The organism is Pseudomonas sp. CCI3.1, assembly GCF_034313985.1.
In the GTDB taxonomy this organism is placed as follows: domain Bacteria; phylum Pseudomonadota; class Gammaproteobacteria; order Pseudomonadales; family Pseudomonadaceae; genus Aquipseudomonas; species Aquipseudomonas psychrophila.
This window is the reverse complement of record NZ_JAVIWO010000001.1, coordinates 4,822,617-4,842,698: the sequence shown is the minus strand read 5'-3', so window position 1 is coordinate 4,842,698 and position 20,082 is coordinate 4,822,617. Positions and strand designations below refer to the sequence as shown.

Annotated in this window: 18 protein-coding genes; 11 read left to right on the top strand and 7 right to left on the bottom strand. The window is 60.0% G+C overall.

What is annotated here, in order from left to right; genetic code table 11:
* Positions 1-191 precede the first annotated feature (191 nt).
* Positions 192-443 (top strand): outer membrane lipoprotei OprI, encoded by a 252-nt coding sequence (gene oprI / locus RGV06_RS22310; protein WP_003172710.1) that lies wholly within the window; start codon positions 192-194, stop codon positions 441-443.
* A gap of 137 nt (positions 444-580) precedes the next feature.
* Here oprI and RGV06_RS22305 read toward each other — a convergent pair whose 3' ends face one another.
* The 3 genes from RGV06_RS22305 to RGV06_RS22295 all read right to left on the bottom strand — a co-directional run bounded on the left by RGV06_RS22305 (position 581) and on the right by RGV06_RS22295 (position 2,664).
* Positions 581-1,609: a L,D-transpeptidase family protein gene (locus tag RGV06_RS22305; RefSeq protein ID WP_019827603.1), complete on the bottom strand. Its 1,029-nt coding sequence runs from the start codon at positions 1,607-1,609 to the stop codon at positions 581-583.
* Between the two features lie 97 nt (positions 1,610-1,706).
* The gene (locus RGV06_RS22300) at positions 1,707-2,000 is read right to left on the bottom strand and encodes a hypothetical protein (protein ID WP_003446817.1); all 294 of its coding nucleotides are present in this window, start codon (positions 1,998-2,000) and stop codon (positions 1,707-1,709) included.
* Positions 2,001-2,058: 58 nt separating this feature from the next.
* Positions 2,059-2,664, bottom strand: coding sequence for an arylesterase (locus RGV06_RS22295; RefSeq protein WP_019827600.1), 606 nt, complete (start codon positions 2,662-2,664; stop codon positions 2,059-2,061).
* Positions 2,665-2,674: 10 nt separating this feature from the next.
* Between RGV06_RS22295 and RGV06_RS22290 the strand changes: the two genes are divergently transcribed.
* From RGV06_RS22290 to greB, 3 genes are read left to right on the top strand one after another with little or no spacing between them, the layout of a single operon-like run.
* Complete coding sequence (locus RGV06_RS22290; protein WP_019827599.1) at positions 2,675-3,358, top strand: ABC transporter ATP-binding protein; 684 nt, start codon at positions 2,675-2,677, stop codon at positions 3,356-3,358.
* The gene (locus RGV06_RS22285) at positions 3,358-5,862 is read left to right on the top strand and encodes an ABC transporter permease (RefSeq protein WP_322151442.1); all 2,505 of its coding nucleotides are present in this window, start codon (positions 3,358-3,360) and stop codon (positions 5,860-5,862) included. Before RGV06_RS22290 ends, RGV06_RS22285 begins: the two co-directional genes overlap by 1 nt.
* Before the next feature lie 34 nt (positions 5,863-5,896).
* The gene (gene greB / locus RGV06_RS22280) at positions 5,897-6,394 is read left to right on the top strand and encodes a transcription elongation factor GreB (RefSeq protein WP_048350848.1); all 498 of its coding nucleotides are present in this window, start codon (positions 5,897-5,899) and stop codon (positions 6,392-6,394) included.
* A gap of 9 nt (positions 6,395-6,403) precedes the next feature.
* Here greB and RGV06_RS22275 read toward each other — a convergent pair whose 3' ends face one another.
* Entirely contained in the window at positions 6,404-7,177 is a 774-nt protein-coding gene (locus RGV06_RS22275; protein WP_046809558.1) for an AraC family transcriptional regulator, read from the bottom strand.
* Between the two features lie 203 nt (positions 7,178-7,380).
* Between RGV06_RS22275 and RGV06_RS22270 the strand changes: the two genes are divergently transcribed.
* The 5 genes from RGV06_RS22270 to RGV06_RS22250 all read left to right on the top strand — a co-directional run bounded on the left by RGV06_RS22270 (position 7,381) and on the right by RGV06_RS22250 (position 13,956).
* On the top strand, positions 7,381-9,024 hold the full coding sequence (locus RGV06_RS22270; RefSeq protein ID WP_322151438.1) for an APC family permease: 1,644 nt from the start codon (positions 7,381-7,383) through the stop codon (positions 9,022-9,024).
* 54 nt (positions 9,025-9,078) lie between these two features.
* Positions 9,079-10,005 carry a 4-hydroxyproline epimerase gene (locus tag RGV06_RS22265; protein WP_019827589.1) on the top strand — a complete coding sequence of 309 codons (927 nt, stop codon included), beginning with the start codon at positions 9,079-9,081 and terminating at the stop codon, positions 10,003-10,005.
* A gap of 49 nt (positions 10,006-10,054) precedes the next feature.
* Positions 10,055-11,002, top strand: coding sequence for a dihydrodipicolinate synthase family protein (locus RGV06_RS22260; RefSeq protein WP_322151436.1), 948 nt, complete (start codon positions 10,055-10,057; stop codon positions 11,000-11,002).
* A 94-nt stretch (positions 11,003-11,096) separates the two neighbouring features.
* The gene (locus RGV06_RS22255) at positions 11,097-12,686 is read left to right on the top strand and encodes an aldehyde dehydrogenase (NADP(+)) (protein ID WP_322151434.1); all 1,590 of its coding nucleotides are present in this window, start codon (positions 11,097-11,099) and stop codon (positions 12,684-12,686) included.
* Complete coding sequence (locus RGV06_RS22250) at positions 12,679-13,956, top strand: NAD(P)/FAD-dependent oxidoreductase (RefSeq protein WP_322151432.1); 1,278 nt, start codon at positions 12,679-12,681, stop codon at positions 13,954-13,956. The genes RGV06_RS22255 and RGV06_RS22250 overlap by 8 nt, the downstream gene beginning before the upstream one ends.
* Positions 13,957-14,767: 811 nt before the next feature.
* Here the strand turns inward: RGV06_RS22250 and RGV06_RS22245 are convergent.
* The 3 genes from RGV06_RS22245 to RGV06_RS22235 form a co-directional block, all read right to left on the bottom strand.
* Positions 14,768-15,076 (bottom strand): hypothetical protein, encoded by a 309-nt coding sequence (locus RGV06_RS22245; protein ID WP_046810299.1) that lies wholly within the window; start codon positions 15,074-15,076, stop codon positions 14,768-14,770.
* A 245-nt stretch (positions 15,077-15,321) separates the two neighbouring features.
* Positions 15,322-15,756, bottom strand: coding sequence for a DoxX family protein (locus tag RGV06_RS22240; protein ID WP_019827579.1), 435 nt, complete (start codon positions 15,754-15,756; stop codon positions 15,322-15,324).
* A 103-nt stretch (positions 15,757-15,859) separates the two neighbouring features.
* Positions 15,860-17,290 carry a transglycosylase SLT domain-containing protein gene (locus RGV06_RS22235; RefSeq protein ID WP_322151430.1) on the bottom strand — a complete coding sequence of 477 codons (1,431 nt, stop codon included), beginning with the start codon at positions 17,288-17,290 and terminating at the stop codon, positions 15,860-15,862.
* 237 nt (positions 17,291-17,527) lie between these two features.
* Here RGV06_RS22235 and RGV06_RS22230 point away from each other — a divergent pair, with 237 nt between their 5' ends.
* Both RGV06_RS22230 and RGV06_RS22225 read left to right on the top strand, forming a co-directional pair.
* On the top strand, positions 17,528-18,334 hold the full coding sequence (locus RGV06_RS22230; RefSeq protein WP_198821197.1) for a TatD family hydrolase: 807 nt from the start codon (positions 17,528-17,530) through the stop codon (positions 18,332-18,334).
* 239 nt (positions 18,335-18,573) lie between these two features.
* Positions 18,574-20,055 carry a methyl-accepting chemotaxis protein gene (locus RGV06_RS22225; RefSeq protein ID WP_322151428.1) on the top strand — a complete coding sequence of 494 codons (1,482 nt, stop codon included), beginning with the start codon at positions 18,574-18,576 and terminating at the stop codon, positions 20,053-20,055.
* Positions 20,056-20,082 lie beyond the last annotated feature (27 nt).

Genomic DNA, 20,082 nt, shown 5'->3' with positions numbered 1-20,082 from the left:
TGCACTCCAAACTGACTGTTTTACAAGCACAATCAGTTAAATCTAGCCGATCAACAATGCTTGCCAAATATTTTTTTTGGTTCTTGCGCTAGGTCATTTTACTTACTACAAGTAATGGGTACTATGTACGCCGGCTGTTTCCTCACTTTGAAGGAGCAGCTTTAATTAGAAAGTCCTTGAAGGGGAACACGATGAACAACGTTCTGAAATTCTCTGCTCTGGCATTGGCCGCAGTTCTGGCTACCGGTTGCAGCAGCGTATCTAAAGAAACTGAAGCCCGTCTGACTGCAACTGAAGACGCAGCAGCTCGCTCCCAGGCTCGTGCTGACGAAGCCTACCGTAAAGCTGACGAAGCTCTGGCTGCTGCTCAAAAAGCACAACAGACTGCTGATGAAGCAAACGAGCGCGCTCTGCGCATGCTTGAAAAAGCAAGCCGCAAGTAATAGTCCTTCGGGATTATTATCAAGCCGACCTATTTATAGGTCGGCTTTTTTATTGCCTGCCGGTTACTAAGCAGTCAATAAAAAGCCGCCGAAGGTATTAACCGCGGCGGCTTTTTAATGCGCGTTTTTAGTGCGTTTTACTGCACGTAGTCCAAAGACTGGCCACCCACCACTGTGGAATTGGATATGCCGATTTCTGCAGGTATACCCGTCTCGGCACCCACAACAGGGAACGCTTTGTCCTTGTCGATCTGGATGCTGTTTTCCAGGTCTTTGTGCTTGAGCAAAAAGTTCATGAATGCAGCGTATTTGTTCTGCAAGTCTTCAGGGGTCAAGTGGGACTTGTCGCTGACAGCCAACAGGGAGCCATCCTTGACGTTCAGGGGCTCATGCACCTCAAGGAAGACCTTCCCGCCGCTGACACCAATCTTGTACGGCTCGTTAATGATTCGCACAGGCGTCCCGACAGGCACCATGCGCGACATTTCAAGCACGTTCTGGTTAAGCATCCGGAAGCAGCCATGGCTGGTCCCCGTGCCAATACCAAACTTGGCGTTCGAACCATGGATCAAGTAGCCCGGCATGCCGAGCGTGAACTTGAAAGGGCCCAATGGGTTATCTGGCCCGGCAGGCACAACGTTCGGTAGCGGGTCGCCATTTCGGGCGTGCTCGGCCTTGATCGAAGCCGGTGGCGTCCAGGTCGGATTGGGCGTCTTGGCAGTGATTTTGGTCTGCCCCAAAGGCGAGCCCCACCCCTCGCGGCCAATCCCCAGCGGAAAGGTGTAGACCTTGTTCTGATCCTTGGGGAAGTAATACAAACGATACTCGGCCAGGTTGATCACGATCCCTTCACGCTTGCCCGGCGGCAGAATGAACTGGGTTGGCAACACAATATCGGTGTCGACTATCGTTCCATCCAGGTTCTTCTTGACCGGCAACCAGGCATCCACTCCCGGGTTCGCTGCGATCATTTCCGAATAGCCCAGCTCGTACTTGTTTCCCAGATCAGCAAAGGAGTCTTCGTACTTGCCCTTGATGACCTGCACTTCGCCGACAACATCTTCGCCAGGCGGTGGCAGCGGGAATTCAAGCGCGACAGCGGGACCCGCAACACAGAGTGCGGCAACTGACAGGTAGCGGGTGACGGCAGGTAGGCGCGACAACATCCGGAACATCCTTCGCATAATCAACGGGGGACAAAAAAGGGAGTGTACACCGCGCCCACGGGGAGCGTGAGCCGGCTAGGGCATCAAACAGGTAACATCATAGTTCAAAGCGCAACTCTGGCCAGATAGGCTCCGTACCACGTCGCTGCGACTCGATAATTGCCCGGCACAGAGGGCATAACCGGTGATCCTGAAAGACCTTGCGAGTGACATCCGACCAACGCGGTTGTGCAGGTAGCAATGAGCCACACAAGGTACGGTCAATGGTGCCTCCCAGCTCCAGTTGACGCGTCACCAGATGCACCCGTACCTCCTGGCAGGCGAACAAATCGAGCTGTTCGTCAGGCTCGATCAGTTGATAGGCATATAAAGACCAGGCAGGACGCGACATCGGGGGCTCCAAATCGGGGGGGCGCCACCTTAGCCGAAACACTGCCACTAGAAAAGCATCAAAGCAGGGGTTTTAGCGCCGGCCACACATTATCCAGCAAAAGCCCCTGTGCCCCGACCGCCGGGTGAATGCGATCAGCCTGCATCAGCTCGGGTTTGCCCCCTACGCCCTCAAGGAAAAACGGCACCAGAGTGACCTTTTTTTCTTTGCCCAACTCAGCGTAAACCGCAGCAAAGGACTGGGTATAACGCGCACCGTAATTGGGCGGCAATTGCATTCCCAAAAGCAGCACCTTGGCACCCGCCTGTTGAGAGGCATCGATCATCCCTGCAAGATTTTGTTTCAATTGAGCAGGCAGTTGGCCACGCAGGCCATCATTGCCGCCCAGCTCTACAATCACCACCTCTGGCTTATGCTCTGCAAGCAGTGCAGGCAGCCGCGCAAGCCCTCCAGCGCTGGTGTCACCGCTGATTGAGGCGTTGACCACCTTATCGTCGTATCCTTGCTCCTTGAGCCGCTGTTCGAGCAACGACACCCATCCCAGACGGGTATCCAGGCCGAAAGCCGCGCTGATACTATCGCCAACGATCAAGATTGTTCCCGCCGTTGCCGTCTGCGCCATGCACATCAGGGCCAGAGCAGCACTTAAAAACCACACACGCATTGGATTCTCCATGGGCGAAAGTATTCTCACCGCGCAGAACCTTAGCAAAGTGGTTCCCAGCGCGGAAGGCGAGTTAACCATCCTGCACCCCTTGAGCCTTGAATTGAACAAGGGCGACAGCCTGGCGATTGTCGGTGCATCCGGCTCGGGCAAGTCCACCTTGCTGGGCTTGTTGGCAGGCCTGGACCTGCCCAGTCAGGGCGAAGTGATTCTGGCCGGTCGCGCACTGAGCACGCTGGACGAAGACCAGCGCGCTCGGGTACGGGCCGAACACGTGGGTTTCGTGTTCCAGTCATTCCAGTTGCTCGACAGCCTCAACGCCCTGGAAAACGTCATGTTGCCCCTGGAGCTAGAGGGCCGAAAAGATGCCCGCGAACATGCCCGCCATCTGCTGGATCGCGTCGGCCTTGGCCAGCGCCTGAGCCATTCGCCGCGCCAACTCTCCGGCGGTGAGCAGCAACGAGTCGCCATTGCACGGGCGTTTGCGGCCAACCCGGATGTGCTGTTTGCCGATGAACCCACCGGCAACCTGGACAGTCACACCGGCGAGCGCATCACCGACCTGCTCTTCGAACTCAACAAGGAACGCGGCACCACCCTGGTGCTGGTGACCCATGACGAACGCCTGGCCCATCGGTGCCGGCGCCTGATCCGTCTTGAAGCTGGCCATCTGGTCGGCCCTCTGGAGCCCTGATGGCACGCCTGCCGCTGTTGCGCCTGCTAAGCCTTGCCGTACGCCAATTGCTGCGCGATGCTCGCGCAGGCGAGTTGCGCGTGCTGTTCTTTGCCCTGCTGGTTGCGGTCGCAGCCAGCACCGCCATCGGCTACTTCGGTGCCCGCCTCAATGGTGCGATGCTGTTGCGCGCCACCGAGTTCCTGGGCGCCGACCTGGTGCTGGATGGCAGCTCCCCGGCCCGTGAAGAACAAATCAAGGTCGGTATCGATCAGGGACTCGCACACGCTCGCGTGGTTGAGTTTGCCAGCGTGATCGCTACCGACAACGGCATTCAGCTGTCCAGCATCAAGGCGGCAGACGATGCCTACCCGTTGCGCGGCGAACTGAAAAGCGCCGCCCAACCCTATGCCGAAGAACAATCCGGTGGCGGCCCAGAGCCTGGGCAAGCGTGGGCCGAAGCCCGACTGCTGACCGCGCTGGATCTCAAGATCGGCGATGAAATCGATGTCGGCTCAAAAACCGTGCGCATCACCCGCGTCCTGACCTACGAGCCTGATCGTGCCGGTAATCTTTACAGCCTGACCCCACGGGTACTGATCAACCTGGACGATCTGGCTGACACCGGCATCGTGCAACCGGGCAGCAGGGTCACCTATCGCGAGCTATGGCGCGGTGACGCCCCAGCCCTTGAAGCCTATCGCCAATCAATCAAACCCGGCCTGGACCCCAACCAGCGCCTGCTGGACGGCCGTGATGGCAACCAGCAGATCGGTGGCGCGCTGGGCAAGGCCGAGCGTTACCTGAATATGGCCAGCCTGGTGGCGGTTCTGCTGTCGGGCGTAGCCGTGGCGTTGTCAGCGACGCGCTTTGCCAATCGACGCTTTGATGCGAGCGCCCTGCTGCGCTGCCTGGGCCTGTCGCGGCGCGAAACCCTGTGGCTGTTTACCCTTCAACTGGCAGTGCTCGGTCTGCTGGCCAGCCTTGCGGGTGCCGTGCTTGGCTGGCTCGCGCAGCTTGGACTATTCGCCTTGTTGCACGACTTGCTGCCCGCTGACGTACCGCCTGGAGGCTTGATGCCTGCGATCGCCGGGATGGGCACCGGGCTGGTGGCGCTGGCGGGTTTCGCATTGCCGCCGCTGGCGGCATTGGGCCGCGTACCACCACTGCGAGTCTTGCGTCGCGACATGCTGCCGATTCCCGCCAGCACTTGGACCGTCTACGGTGCTGCACTGCTGGCACTGGGGCTGATCATGTGGCGCATGAGCCTGGACATGGTGCTGACCTTCGCCCTGCTCGGGGGGGGCGTGATTGCTGCGCTGGTTCTGGGCGGCATCCTGCTGCTGGGCCTGCAAAGCCTGCGCCGCCTGCTGGCACGGGCCTCGCTGCCCTGGCGCCTGGGGCTGGGCCAATTACTGCGTCACCCGCTGGCGGCAGCGGGCCAGGCCTTGGCTTTTGGCCTGATCCTGCTATCGATGGGCCTGATTGCCCTGCTGCGCGGCGAGTTGCTCGACACCTGGCAAAACCAGCTGCCTAAAAACGCGCCCAACTACTTTGCACTCAACATCCTGCCGGCGGACAAGGACGCTTTCGGCGCCCACCTGATGACCCTTCAGGCCCAGGCTGCGCCGCTGTATCCGGTGATTCCGGGGCGCCTGATCAGTATCAATGGCGAGCCGGCGCAAGATATCGTCAGTAAGGACTCCAGCGGCGACAAAGCCATTCAGCGCGACTTGAGCCTGACCTGGGCGGCCGACCTGCCAGCCGACAACGAACTGACCGCAGGCACCTGGTGGACCCAACAACCTGCCGGGGATATACCGGGCGTCTCGGTAGAAGCCAAGGTTGCTGAAAGCCTGAAACTGAAACTGGGCGATCACCTGACCTTCACCGTTGCCGGGGTTAATCGCGAAGCCCGTGTCACCAGCTTGCGCAGCATCAACTGGGATAACTTCCAACCCAACTTCTTCATGATTTTCCAACCCGGCACCCTGCAGGACCTGCCGACTACTTACCTCACCAGCTTTTACCTGGCACCGGGGCACGACAAGGAAATCATCGATCTGTCGCGCAGCTTCCCGGCCGTGACCATTCTGCCCATCGAAGCCCTGCTTGAGCAGCTGCGCAGCATCCTTGCGCAAGTGACCATTGCCGTGGAATACGTGTTGTTGTTCGTCCTGGCAGCAGGCATGGCAGTGCTGTTTTCCGGCCTGCAATCCACTCTGGACGAACGGATTCGCCAGGGGGCCCTGCTCAGGGCACTGGGGGCCGAACGGCAACTGCTGATCAAGGCCAGGAGGATCGAGTTCGGCCTGCTGGGTGCCACCAGCGGCTTGCTCGCAGCGCTGGGTGCCGAACTGGTCAGCCTGGTGCTTTACCGCTTTGCCTTTGACCTGCCGTGGTCCCCGCACCCGTGGCTGCTGCTGCTACCCGTGCTGGGCGCCCTGATGGTAGGTGGCGCAGGTGTATTCGGTACGCGCAGGGCGCTCAATGCCAGCCCGCTGACAGTGTTGCGCGAGGGCTGATAGACTCGCGCCCTTCTCTGCACACGGATTGCCCATGAGCCGCTATCGCCCTCCCCGCCCTGCCGGCACCGCGCTGATCACCCCTGAAGGTGAAGCGCGGATGCGCGCAGAGCTGCACGAGTTGTGGCACGTTCGCAGGCCGCAGGTGACGCAATCTGTCAGCGAAGCCGCAGCCCAGGGCGACCGCTCGGAAAACGCCGAATACACCTACGGCAAAAAAATGCTGCGCGAGATCGACAGCCGTGTGCGCTTCCTGACCAAGCGCCTTGAAAGCCTCAAGGTGGTCAGCGAAAAACCCAGCGATCCGAACAAGGTGTATTTCGGGGCCTGGGTCACCATTGAAGATGAAGACGGCAAGCAGTCGCGCTACCGCATCGTCGGGCCCGATGAGCTTGACCTCAAGAAAGGGCTGATCAGCATCGACTCACCCCTGGCCCGGGCGCTGATCGGCAAGTCACTGGATGCCGAAGTCCAGGTACAAACACCCACCGGGGAGCAGTGGGTGTACATCGTCGCGATTGATTACCCGTAACCCTGGCCCTCAGGGTGCCGTGGCCTGTCGGTACTGACGCGGCGTAAAGCCGGTCAATGCCTTGAACTGCCGGGTGAACGCGCTGTGGTCGGTATAGCCGCACTGCAGTGCAACTTCAGTAATGGGAATGTCGGTCAGCAACAGGCGATGGGCGTGCTCCAGACGTACCTTCTGGATCATCTGCCTCGGCGTGAGGTGGAACACTCGCTTGCAGTAACGCTCCAGTTGCGCCACTGAAATCCCGGCAATGCGCGTCAACTCGCCCAGGGTGACGCGACGATTGAAATGCGTGCGAATGTGCTCGTCTACCGCCGCCAGCCGCTGATAGGCCGGATGGGTGTCACTGGCCGACTGCAGGTCAACCGAGATCCCGGCCAGGCCAATGATTACCCCGTCACGGTTATACAGAGGTCGCTTGTGCGTCAGGCACCAGCCCGGCTCCCGACTGCCGTACAAATGCAGCTCCAGCTGATCTTCCAGCACCAGCCCCTGCTCCAGCACGCGTCGATCCTGTTCGGTATAGCCAGGCCCCAATTGCTCAGGGAAGACCTCGGCGCTGGTTTTGCCCAGCAAGGGTTGCAGCTGCTTGAGCCCGCAACGCTGCACCAGCGTGCGATTTGCCAGGACATAGCGCGCCTGAATGTCCTTGATAAAGATCGCGGCATTGGGAATCACATCCAGCATCGGCAACAAAAGCGCCACACCCGACAGCAACTGCTCAAGGCTCTCAGGACGACTCAGCTCGCTCCCCTGGCTCAGGATTGCAAACGCATTCTGCTTCATGAATTTCACTCCCCCACTACTCGAACAGGCTCAACCCACCTGTGCATATTGTGCTGATTTCGTCATCGGCTTCAATGGAAAACATCAATCGCAAATCCGCCCGGACGTTCAATCTAGCGCCATTGCACACCCGCCAGTGGTTTTGGCGCAATGGCAAATGACATCACACCTGCCTAACCAAAAACTCACAATAAGGCGACTCCATGTCAGGTAAAGGCAAATTCAAGAAACAGCTCTCACTGATGGACCTGACCTTTATCGGTCTGGGTGCCATCTTCGGTTCCGGCTGGTTGTTCGCAGCCAGCCACGTTTCTGCAATTGCGGGGCCCGCGGGGATATTTTCCTGGCTGCTGGGCGGTTTTTCTGTGCTGCTGTTGGGCATTGTTTACTGTGAATTGGGCGCTGCCCTGCCGCGCGCCGGTGGTGTTATCCGCTACCCGGTTTACTCCCATGGCCCGCTGCTCGGGTACTTGATGGGTTTTATCACCCTGATCGCATTTTCCAGCCTGGTGGCGATTGAAGTGGTCGCCGCTCGCCAATACGCCGCAGCATGGTTCCCCGAGCTGACCAAGGCAGGCTCCAGTGATCCTTCGATCCTGGGCTGGCTCCTGCAGTTCGGCCTGCTGTGCCTGTTCTTCATGCTCAACTATCGCAGCGTGAAGACCTTCGCCATGGCCAACAATCTGGTCAGCGTATTCAAGTTCATCGTGCCGCTGCTGGTCATCGGCGTACTGTTCACCTTCTTCAAGCCGGAAAACCTCTATTCCCAGGGCTTTGCTCCCTTCGGTCTGTCGGGCGTGCAGATGGCTGTTTCCGCGGGCGGCATTATCTTTGCCTACCTGGGCCTGACCCCGATCATTTCGGTGGCCAGCGAGGTCAAGAACCCGCAACGCACCATCCCGATTGCCCTGATCCTGTCGGTTCTGCTGTCTACTGTGATTTATGTGCTGTTGCAGGTCGCCTTCCTCGGCGGCGTGCCGACCGAGATGCTGGTCAACGGCTGGGCCGGTGTGACCAAGGAACTGGCCCTGCCCTATCGCGACATCGCCCTGGCACTGGGTGTGGGCTGGCTGGCCTATTTGGTGGTGGCCGATGCGGTGATCTCCCCCAGCGGCTGCGGCAACATCTACATGAACGCTACACCGCGTGTGATCTATGGCTGGGCGCAAACCGGCACGTTCTTCAAAGTGTTCACCCGCATCGATGAAAAGTCCGGCATCCCGCGCCCGGCGCTGTGGCTGACCTTTGGCCTGTCGGTGTTCTGGACCCTGCCGTTCCCCTCCTGGGAAGCCCTGATCAACGTGGTATCCGCCGCGCTGGTATTGAGCTACGCCGTCGCTCCGGTGTCCGTGGCCGCACTGCGCCGCAATGCACCCGACATGCCGCGCCCTTTCAGGGTCAAGTGGATGGCCGTGCTGGGGCCGCTGTCATTCATCGTCGCTGCGCTGATCGTCTACTGGTCAGGCTGGAAGACCGTGTCCTGGTTGCTCGGCCTGCAGATCGTGATGTTTGTGGTGTACCTGCTGTGCGCCCGCTTTGTACCGACCAACCACCTGAGCCTGGCCCAGCAAGTACGCTCTTCCTTGTGGCTGATCGGCTTCTATGCCGTGACCATCGTGCTGTCCAAGCTCGGCACCTTCGGTGGCCTGGGCGTGCTCGCTCACCCTTTCGACACCCTGGTCGTCGCTGCGTGCGCCACGGGTATCTATTACTGGGGGGCCGCCACCGGCGTACCGGCACATAAGGTCCGCCTGGAAGACGACGAGGAAAGCGAAGACACCCCGGAGCTTTCCAGCCAGACGCCACCCCGGCACGCCACGGGGGCGTTAATCCAGACTTCGTCCTGAGACACCGTTAGCCACCGTCTTCCCAGCCGCTGTTCTCTTCCAAGGGATAAGTTTATGAAGCACGTACATATCATTGATTCACACACCGGCGGCGAACCCACCCGCCTGGTGATCAAAGGCTTTCCGCAACTGGCCGGCCGTACCATGGTCGAGCAGCGCGATGAACTGCGCGACCGGCATGACCAATGGCGCCGCGCATGCCTGCTGGAGCCCCGTGGCAACGATGTGCTGGTGGGCGCGCTGTATTGCGAGCCGGTGTCGCCGGATGCCACCTGCGGCGTTATTTTCTTCAACAATGCCGGCTACCTGGGCATGTGCGGCCACGGCACCATCGGTTTGGTCGCTTCGCTGCACCATCTGGGGATGATCGAGACCGGAGAGCACAAGATCGACACCCCGGTCGGCCCGGTCAGCGCCACGTTGCATGAAGACGGCAGCGTGACCGTTGGAAATGTGCCCGCCTACCGCTACCGCAAACAGGTCGCCGTTGAAGTACCGGGACACGGCCGGGTGTATGGCGATATCGCCTGGGGCGGCAACTGGTTCTTCCTCGTGTCCGATCACGGCCATGCGCTGCAACTGGACAACGTCGAAGCCCTGACCGAGTACACCTGGGCGATGCTTAAAGCCCTTGAGGCCCAGGGTATCCACGGCGAAGACGGCGCCCTGATCGACCATATCGAACTGTTTGCCGACGACGACAAGGCCGACAGCCGCAACTTTGTCATGTGCCCGGGCAAGGCCTACGACCGCTCGCCATGCGGTACCGGCACCAGCGCCAAACTGGCGTGTCTGGCGGCCGATGGCAAATTGGCCCCCGGCCAGCCCTGGGTGCAAGCCAGCATTACCGCCAGCCAGTTTGTTGGCAGCTACCAATGGGAAGGCGAGCGCATTCGCCCGTTCATTACCGGCCAAGCCTTCATGACCGCCGACAGCACGTTGCTGATCGACGAAAAAGATCCGTTCGCGTGGGGCATTTAAGCCCCCAGTTCCACCCACCTCTGAATAAACGACTCCAGGAGTTACAACAATGAGCGATAACATTTTCACCGGTTGCATGCCTGCACTGATGACCCCTTGCACCGCCGATCGCAAACCGGACTTCGACGCGCTGGTCGCCAAGGGCCGCGAACTGATCGATATCGGCATGAGCGCCGTCGTGTACTGCGGCTCCATGGGTGACTGGCCATTGCTGACCGAAGCCGAGCGTCAGGAAGGCGTGGCACGCCTGGTGGCTGCCGGTATTCCGACCATCGTTGGCACCGGCGCCGTCAACAGCCGCGAAGCCGTGTCCCACGCCGCACACGCCGCCAAAGTCGGTGCCCAGGGCCTGATGGTGATTCCTCGCCTGCTGTCCCGTGCGGCCTCGCCTGCTGCGCAAAAAGCTCACTTCGCCGCCATCCTGCAAGCAGCTCCACAGCTACCGGCCGTGATCTACAACAGCCCTTACTACGGCTTCGCCACCCGCGCCGACCTGTTCTTTGAACTGCGTCGCGAATACCCGAACCTGATCGGCTTCAAAGAGTTTGGCGGTGCTGCCGACATGCGTTACGCCGCTGAACACATCACGTCCAAGGACGACGACGTGACCCTGATGGTCGGTGTCGACACCCAAGTGGTCCATGGCTTCGTCAACTGCAACGCCACCGGTGCCATTACCGGTATCGGTAACGCCCTGCCACGCGAAGTGCTGCAACTGGTCGCCCTGAGCAAGCAAGCGGCCCTGGGCGACCCCAAGGCCCGCCGTATGGCCCGTGAGCTGGAGGCTGCCCTTGCCGTGCTGTCGTCGTTCGATGAAGGCACCGACCTGGTGCTCTACTACAAGCACCTGATGGTGCTCAATGGCGACACCGAATACACCCTGCACTTCAACGAGACCGATGCGCTCAGCGATGCTCAGCGTCACTACGCCGAGAACCAGTACGCCCTGTTCCGTCAGTGGTACAAAAACTGGTCAGCCGAACAGAACGTGGCCTGATCGCTCAACCCCGTTCCCTTAAACGAGCGGTGCTTCTGTGGGAGCGAGCAGGCTCGCTTCCACACCCCCAGCCCAATTTTTCCAGGAACACGCCATGACTCTGACAGGCAACATGCTGATCGGTCAGCAAGCCATCACCGGTAGCCGCGAAGCGATCCGGGCGATCAACCCCGCCACCGGCACAGCGCTGGAACCGGCCTACCTCGGCGGCACCGGCGAAGATGTCGAGCAGGCGTGCGCTTTGGCGTGGGAGGCTTTTGATAGCTTTCGCGAGACGCCACTGGCCGCTCGTGCCACTTTTCTTGAAACCATCGCCGATGAAATCGAAGCCATCGGCGATGAGTTGATCGACCGCGCCGTCAGCGAGTCCGGGCTGCAACGCCCGCGCATCCTCGGCGAGCGCGGCCGGACCTGCCAGCAGCTGCGCACCTTTGCCCGCACCGTGCGCGCGGGTGAATGGCTTGATGTGCGAGTCGACAGCGTCTTGCCTGAACGTCAACCCCTGCCCCGTTCAGACCTGCGTCAACGCCAGGTGGCGCTGGGGCCGGTAGCCGTATTCGGTGCCAGCAACTTCCCGCTGGCCTTCTCCGTCGCAGGTGGCGACACCGCATCGGCTCTCGCCGCCGGCTGCCCGGTTGTGGTCAAGGCTCACAGCGCACACCCCGGCACCAGCGAACTGGTCGGCCACGCGGTGGCCCGGGCGGTGAAAAAATCGGGACTGCATGCCGGCGTGTTTTCGCTGCTGTTCGGTTCCGGTCGCGAGGTGGGCATTGCCCTGGTGACCGACCCACGAATCAAAGCCGTCGGTTTTACCGGCTCACGCAGCGGTGGTCTGGCCTTGTGCAAGGCGGCCCAGGCACGCCCTGAACCCATCCCTGTGTATGCAGAAATGAGTTCGATCAATCCGGTGTTACTCTTCCCCGCGGCCTTGCAGGCTCGCGGTGAAGCGCTGGCACAAGGCTTCGTGACCTCCCTGACTCAAGGGGCTGGCCAGTTTTGCACCAACCCGGGACTGGTCATTGCCCGCCAGGGCCCCGCCCTGGATCGTTTCATCAACGCCGCTGCCGCACTGATACAGCGCAGCCCGGCGCAGACCATGCTCACTCCCGGGATTTTCCAGGCTTATGAAGCTGGCGTCGGCGCGCTGCACGAACTGAGCAGCGCGCAAGAAGCCGCAGCAGGCTTGAAAGGCGATACGCCCAACCAATGCCAGGCCCACCTGTTTGTCACCCGGGCCCGGGACTTTATCGCCGATCCGGCGTTGCAGGCCGAGGTATTCGGGGCCGCGTCGCTGGTCGTGCAATGCGCCGATGATGAAGAGATCCGCCAGGTCTTCGAGCATCTGGAAGGCCAGTTGACCATCACCCTGCAACTGGATGACGCAGACCTGGAAAGTGCCAGGGCCTTGTTGCCGACTCTGGAACGCAAAGCCGGACGCCTGCTGGTCAACGGCTGGCCCACCGGTGTTGAGGTGTGTGATGCGATGGTCCACGGAGGCCCATTCCCGGCCACCTCCGACACGCGAACCACCTCGGTCGGCACCGCGGCTATCCTGCGTTTCCTGCGCCCGGTCTGCTATCAGGACTTCCCGGACAGCTTGTTGCCCACCGCACTCAAGCACGACAATCCTCTGCAACTGCGCCGCCTGCTCGATGGCCACAGAGAAGCCCAACAAAATGCCTGATCATTTCAGCTCAAACAGCGCGCACCAGAACGCTGACATTGCAGTGGTCGGCGCCGGCATTATCGGCGTCGCCTGCGCCCTTCAGCTGGCGCGACAGGGTCTGCGGGTAGTGGTCATCGACCAGCAGGAGCCGGGCCAGGGGGCCTCGTTTGGCAATGCAGGGCATCTGGCAACCGAACAGGTGTTCCCGATTGCCGACCTGTCCATCCTCAAGCGGTTGCCGGCCATGCTCATGGATCCGATGGGCCCCCTGCGCCTGGACTGGAAATACATGCCCCGTGCCCTGCCCTGGTTTACCCGGCTGCTGCTGAACCTGCGCCCGGCGCCTTTCCAGCGCACCGTGGCCGGTATCCGAGCCCTCAATGAAAGCAGCCTGGATGCCTGGCACCGGCTGCTGGACGGCATTGATTGCCCCGGCCTGATGCGCGAAGACGGCTCATTGCTGGTCTACGAGCGACCTGAATCACGCCCCGCGCTCCAAGCGCTACAGGCACGCATGCGTCAGCAACAGGTACCGGTTGAGTTCTGGGAGGCCAAGGCGGTACACGAGACCGCGCCGCAACTCAGCGAGCAGATTCAGGGCGGGTTGTTTTTCCCGGCGACCGGGCACTTTATCGACCCCTACCGCGTGGTATGCGAACTGGTGAACGCCGCCAGAACCTGCGGTGTGCAGTTCCTCACGCAACAGGTCACGGGCGGGCACCTGAACGAGACCGGTGTGAGTCTGGTCACCCCTCAGGGCCGTGTGACGGCCCGGCGAGTGGTGATTGCCTGCGGCGCCCATTCGGCGAAACTCACCGCCGACCTGACCGGCAAAAAGGTCCCACTGGATACCGAGCGCGGTTACCACCTGATGCTGCCCCACGAACATGACCGGCTGCCTTTTGCCGTCACCTCGCTGGAGCGCAAGTTCATCATGACCCCGATGACTGACGGTCTGAGACTGGCGGGTACTGTTGAGTTTGCAGGATTGCAGGCGCCACCTAGCATGGAGCGCGCCTGGCAGTTACATCGGCTGAGCAAAGGGTTGTTCCGTCGTGACCTGAACGCGCAAGCCGCCACGCCGTGGATGGGCTTTCGGCCGTCGCTGCCAGACTCATTGCCGATTATCGACAAGGTAGGTGACGGCAAGGTGCTACTTGCCTTTGGCCACCAACATCTTGGCCTGACACAGGCAGCAGTGACTGCGGAATTGATTGCGCAGTTGGCATTGCCCGGCAGCGCCCGTGCTTTACCGGCACTGGAGCCCTACCGCCTGGATCGATTCTGAACCGCAAAGCCTGTCGCTACTTTGTTGCTTGAAAACACTGTAGATACTCTGTTGCCAACCGGCCTGTTTAGAGAAATGTGCTTCGCTAAACAGGTCGGCCTGTAGGCCGCCTCGGCGGGCCGTTGATCTTGTTTTTGCACTGGTTTTTTGATCTGCCTGCCCTTCGGGAGGCCGAGCGCAGGTTCTGCGTAGTGGGTCGACCGGCATGGATGCCGGGAGAGCCGTGTTGGGCCATGGATGGCCCGTCACGGCGTGCCCACGGAGCGGGACCGGAGTGAGGGACACCTGAGCGCAGCGAGGGCCGTACGCTGGGGCAAGGCCTTTTGGGGTACTTTTGTGGCTGTTTGACAAAAGTGCCTCGCTGTAAAAGCGAAACCATCGTTTCAGTTAACCGCGAATGCCGGATATGTACCCCGTGTGCCCGTTGTTTTGCGATGCGCCCGCAGCGATGCCGAGTACATATCCATTCGATATGTCACGACTTTCTACGGGTTCCGCCCTTACGGCGGGTCACTTTTTCCAAACGCCGAAAAAGTAACCAAAAAGGCTTGCCCTACCATACGGCCGCCTCGCCCAGGCTCGGTGGTTCCCTCACTCCGGCACTGTCATGGGGGCACGCCGCGACGGGCCATCCATGGCCCATCGCGGCTGACGAGCTCCACGAGGCTGCGTTCGGCGGCGCAGCCGTCGTAACCCTGGCGACTCGGTTTGTCAGGTATACCGCGTATACAGGGTTTACGACCGCTGCGCGCTCGGACGCGGCCTCGTTCTACTCGTCAGCGGCTACAGGGTTTCAGGGGGTCAGGTGTAATCAACGCAGTGTAATCAGCCCCTGGCGGCAAACGCGGGTCAGGTTATGAATCACCTGCTCGGCATTGTCGGCATCGGGGGACTGGATCACTGCCAGGTCAAAACTGTCAGCAGCAAAGCGCGCCAGCGGATCACCCTCTTCGACAAACTGGATCAAAAATGCCGTAGCCCGGCCCTTTCGACGCGGCCAGCCGTCCAGACAGCGCAGCAGTGTGGGCTGGTGTTTACCGCCAAGAAGGATTTTTGGATTGCGCAAAGCAGGGCTGGCCGAGATCGGCGCAAGACGTACCAGGGGACGTGGGTGACTCATCTGTATCGGTTCTCCGCCTCAAGATTCTGCGTGGCAGGTGAGAGGCAACACCGAACCAGCGCTTTAGCGGTATTTCGAGGCGTGCTTCAAGCCTCTTAGACGGTCTCTAGACCCTCTGGCGCCCCGCAAGTAGCTGTTTAAATCGGCGCAAGAAACATCCTAGATAAACCTGCTTACAACTGTCAACAATCATGTAAAACGAAAAAGACCCGCTCTGGGCGGGTCTTTTTACGAACATTCGATTTTCAGTCGGTAATCGCACGATCGAGGGACAACTTGCCTGCACCTTCGAACAATACAGCGAGGGTGCCGCCCAACAGAGCCAAGGCAAATTCATAACCGTTGTTTGCCATAAACAGACCGTTATGGATATGCACCGAGAAAATCGCCACCAGCAAGGTAAACGACAGGCCTAATGCCGCAGGTCGAGCCAGCAGGCCAACGATCAGCGCCAGACCACCCAGAAACTCGGTACCGCCCGCCAGCACCGCCATCAACGTACCGGGTGCCAGGCCGATGCTTTCCATCCATTGCGCCGTGCCGGCCAATCCGCCACCGCCAAACCAGCCGAAAAGTTTCTGCGAACCGTGAGCTGCAAAGATGATGCCTACGAAGATACGCAAAACAGTCAAACCATAACCTGCGCGGCTGCCCAGTACGGTATGGATCAATTTGCTCATGGTGAAGTCCTTTAGGTAATCAGTTGGGGAATGCCCGCCATACTAATCAGTTTTTAGAATGTGAAAAGTCGAATAAACCCAAGATAACAATCAGTTTTTTCGATTATTTTCGTGAGGCCAGCTCAGCTTTTGCGGGCTCCAGAGAGTCGCGCACCCGATCAAAGGCCAAATAGTATTTATTCACGCTATTAACATAGCTGACAGCGCCCATTCCCACCTGCTCCATGGCAATTCGTTCCACCTGAAAAAACCATTGATTAGGGTTCAGCCCCCGTCGCCTGGCTTCTGCGCGCATGCCTTGTACCCGCTCGGGGCCCATGTTGTACGCCGCCAGGACAAAGGCCATGCGCTCACGCTCGTTGAGTTTGGGGCTGGCGAAGAATTTGCGGCGGATCAGAGCCAGGTACCGGGCACCGGCCTGTACATTGTTATCGACGTTATGAATGTTGTTGACCCCCACCCGCTGCGCTGCAGAGGGGGTAATTTGCAACAGCCCTGTCGCTCCGCCAACGCCCTTGGCATTCGGGTTCAGGGTTGACTCCTTGAATGCCAGCGCCGCCAGGTTCAACCAGTCCATACCTTGCTGGCGAGCATGCTTTTGCAACACCGGACGCAGCTTTTCAAGCTTCTGGCGGTCGGTTCGGGCCAAGGGGTAATGCACCCGATACAAACGTCGATACACCCGCTCAAACGCCACGTCCTGATCGGCCGGTGCCTTATAGCCGTCCAGAAAGCGGTCGATACTGGCACGCAACATCAAGGCATCGCGACGCACATACCAGCGCATCGCGTCGGGTTCGCTGACCAGCACCTTACGGTCAAACCGCAGCTTGGGCATCAAGGTGGCCCAACGCTCGGCAATCGGGCGCTCAACGATGGTCAGGTGAAAAATGCCGGCCTGCACCATCTCCAGCACATCTTCCACCGCCAGAGTCGGGTCTACCCATTCGATCTTCACCGGCGGCAGTTTGCGCAATGCGAGTTTTTGATTGATCAAATTGACCGAGGCGCCAGCCGCGCTGCCCGTGGTCAACGCCACCGTTCGGCCCGACAGCTGTTCAAGACGGGTGAAGCGACGTTCGCCCTTGACCCCCACCAACAGCAATGGCACATCGTCGACGATCGGCTCGCTGGCGCTGATGGCGCGACTGGGCTTGAAATCAATCAACTCCCCCGGGGCAACCACATCGCCTTCACCACGGGACAAGGCGCCCAGGAGTTGGTCCTTGGCTTTGGGAATGATCTTGAGAGTAATTTCCTGGCCATCACGGGCATGGCTGTTGAGGAAGCGTTCGAACGCACGCAGACGATGGTATTCAACGCCGATGGCCTGGCCTTGCACTTCTCCCGAGCTGTTGCGGCTCTGGTTGACCAACACCCGCAGCACCTGACTGCTGCGGATTTGCGCCAGATCGCGGACCTGACTCGGCTGCCCGACCTGCAAGGGTCCGGCCAATCGTGCCAGTGCCGGTAGTGGCAGTAGCAGTAGCAGTAGCAGCAGGCACAGCGCAATCAATAGCGTCGGTCTTGTCATCCGTTCTCCGGAAAGAATACAGCCCAGCACCCTGTCGGATTACCCGACAACCGGTTGCCCCATTTGGGGCTTTTAAGCGCTGGAAACAGCGCGCAAAACAGTCAATGCGTCCTGTAGAAAACCGGGCATTGCGTTGTTGCGGCATTCAAAGACAACCATAACTGTCTGTAGTTCTTGGTTTTTCTTATAAATCTACAGCTCTGATATGCTTCGCGGCTTGTGGCCTGAGGTAGCACCATGCAACTCATCGATATCGGCGTCAACCTGACCAACCCAAGCTTCGACGGCAAGCACCAGGCCGTTCTGGACCGTGCTTACGCGGCGGGCGTGTGCCAATTGGTGCTGACCGGCACCAGCGTTGAAGGCAGCGAACAGGCCTTGCAACTGTGCCGCGACCTGGATGAAAGCGGTCAGCGACTGTTCTCCACCGCTGGCATTCACCCGCACTCGGCCAGTGACTGGAACGGCGACAGCGCCCGCCAGTTGCTCGCCTTGCTCAAGGAGCCCGGTGTGTGTGCCGTCGGTGAATGCGGCCTGGATTTCAACCGCGATTTCTCGCCCCGTGCCCAGCAAGAGAAAGTGCTGGAAGAACACCTGGCAATGGCCGTTGACCTGCAACTACCGGTGTTTCTGCATGAGCGCGATGCCAATCAGCGTCTGCTCGAAATCCTGCGCGACTTCCGTGATCGCTTGCCGGCCGCTGTCGTGCACTGTTTCACCGGCGAAAAAAAGGCGCTGTTCAGTTATCTCGATCTGGACCTGCACGTCGGCATTACCGGCTGGATCTGCGACGAGCGTCGCGGCACCCACTTGCACCCGCTGGTACGGGACATCCCCCGGGGTCGCCTGATGCTGGAAAGTGACGCGCCCTACTTGCTGCCACGCACTCTGCGACCCAAACCGAAAAATGGCCGCAACGAACCGGCTTACCTGACCGACGTGCTGCGCGAAGTGGCCGTGCATCGTGGTGAAAGCGAACAGGACCTGGCCGAACACACGACCGCCTGCGCACGGGCATTTTATGGGTTGCCGGTACTGGTTTAAAACTCGTAGCCGCTGGCGAAGGAACGAGGCAGCTGCAGGACAACGGCAACTGTGGGAGCGAGCCTGCTCGCGAAGGTCGTTCGCGAGCAGGCTCGCTCCCACAATAGGGCTTGGCCTACACCAGAGTATCTACAAAGAGCTTTGCTCTCTTGACCCACATCAACAAGATCGTCACTGAATAGCGGCACAATGATGGCACCTTGCCAACATTGTTTGCGCCAAATCAGAGAAGACCTCCCATGGGTACCTGGCTTAGCAACATCTCGCTCAAATACAAATTCTGGGCAGTCAATGCGGTGGCTTTTGTCACCACACTGCTGCTGGTGCTCTACGCCGTGCAGCTTGAGCAGCAATCGCGCGGGGCCGCCGCTCAGGTCAGCGCCCGGGATCAGGCTCAATTGCTCAAAGCATGGCCCTCCGGGCAACCCCTGCCTGAGGCCAGGCATTTGCTGCGCCTCGAGCCCAACCAGATCCCCAACGTCAACGATCAAGCCCTGCCACAGCTCAACCAGGCCAACGGGTGGGTTTCGATCAATCCCATGCCGCTGTCAGGCCACGATCTGCTGTTGGGCGCCGACGTGGTGACCCGCGATGACGGGCAAAAGATTGCGGTGCTGGCCTATGCGCCAAGTCTGGCGCAGGTGTTTGTCGAGCGACTGCCCAACTATGCCGCCGCCGTGCTGATCCTGATGCTGGCCATGCTCTGCGCCTCACAATTGCTGATCCGCTTCCTGCTTAGCCAGCTCAATACCCTCAAGGACGTGATGCTGCATGTCGAGAAAACCGGCGACCTGTCTGCTCGGGTTCCTCTGGCCTGTACCGATGAAGTCGGGCAGATGGCCAGCGCCTTCAACGCCATGCAGGCCGGCTATCAGCGCGTGGTCAACACCGTGGCCCAGACTGCGGCGCAACTGGACGCCGGTGCCACCCGCCTGGCCAGCAGCATGGACGAGGTACGCCACGGCATGCTCGGCCAGCAAAGCGAGACCGACCAGGCCGCTACCGCGATCAATCAAATGTCGGCCACGGTCTATCACATTGCGCAACACGCAGGCGCCACCCGCGACCTGTCGCAAACGGCAGACAACCTGGCCGGTAGCGGCCAGCAGGTGGTTAGCCGCGTACAGCAATCCATCGCCAGCCTGTCCACCGGGGTGCAAACCACTGCCGAGATGATTCAGCAGCTGGCGCAAGACAGCCAAAAAATCAATGGCGTGGTCGGTGTGATTCACAGCATTGCTGAACAGACCAACCTGCTGGCGTTGAACGCCGCCATTGAAGCCGCTCGCGCAGGCGAGATGGGCCGGGGCTTTGCGGTGGTCGCCGATGAAGTGCGGCACTTGGCCAAGCGGGTGCAGACCTCCACCGACGAAATCACCAAAATGGTCTCGGCCTTGCAGGCGGGTACCCGTGACGCAGTGGACTTTATGCAGGAAAGCTCATTCAAAGCCGACGACTGTGTACAACAAGCTCAGGAAGCGGGCGTGGCATTGGCCGAAATCACCCATGCCGTGGCGCAGATGCGCGAAAGCAACACGCAGATTGCCGTGGCAGCCGAACAGCAAAGCCAGGTGGCGGAAGAGATGAACCGCGCAGTGGTGAGCATTCGTGATGTCACCGAAAACACTGTGCAACAAACCATCGACTCGGCCACTACCAGTAATGAGCTGGCAACCTTGGCCGCCCAACTGAATAAAGCCATTGGACAGTTAAAGCTATAAGGCTGATAGCCATTGTTGATTCGCCGC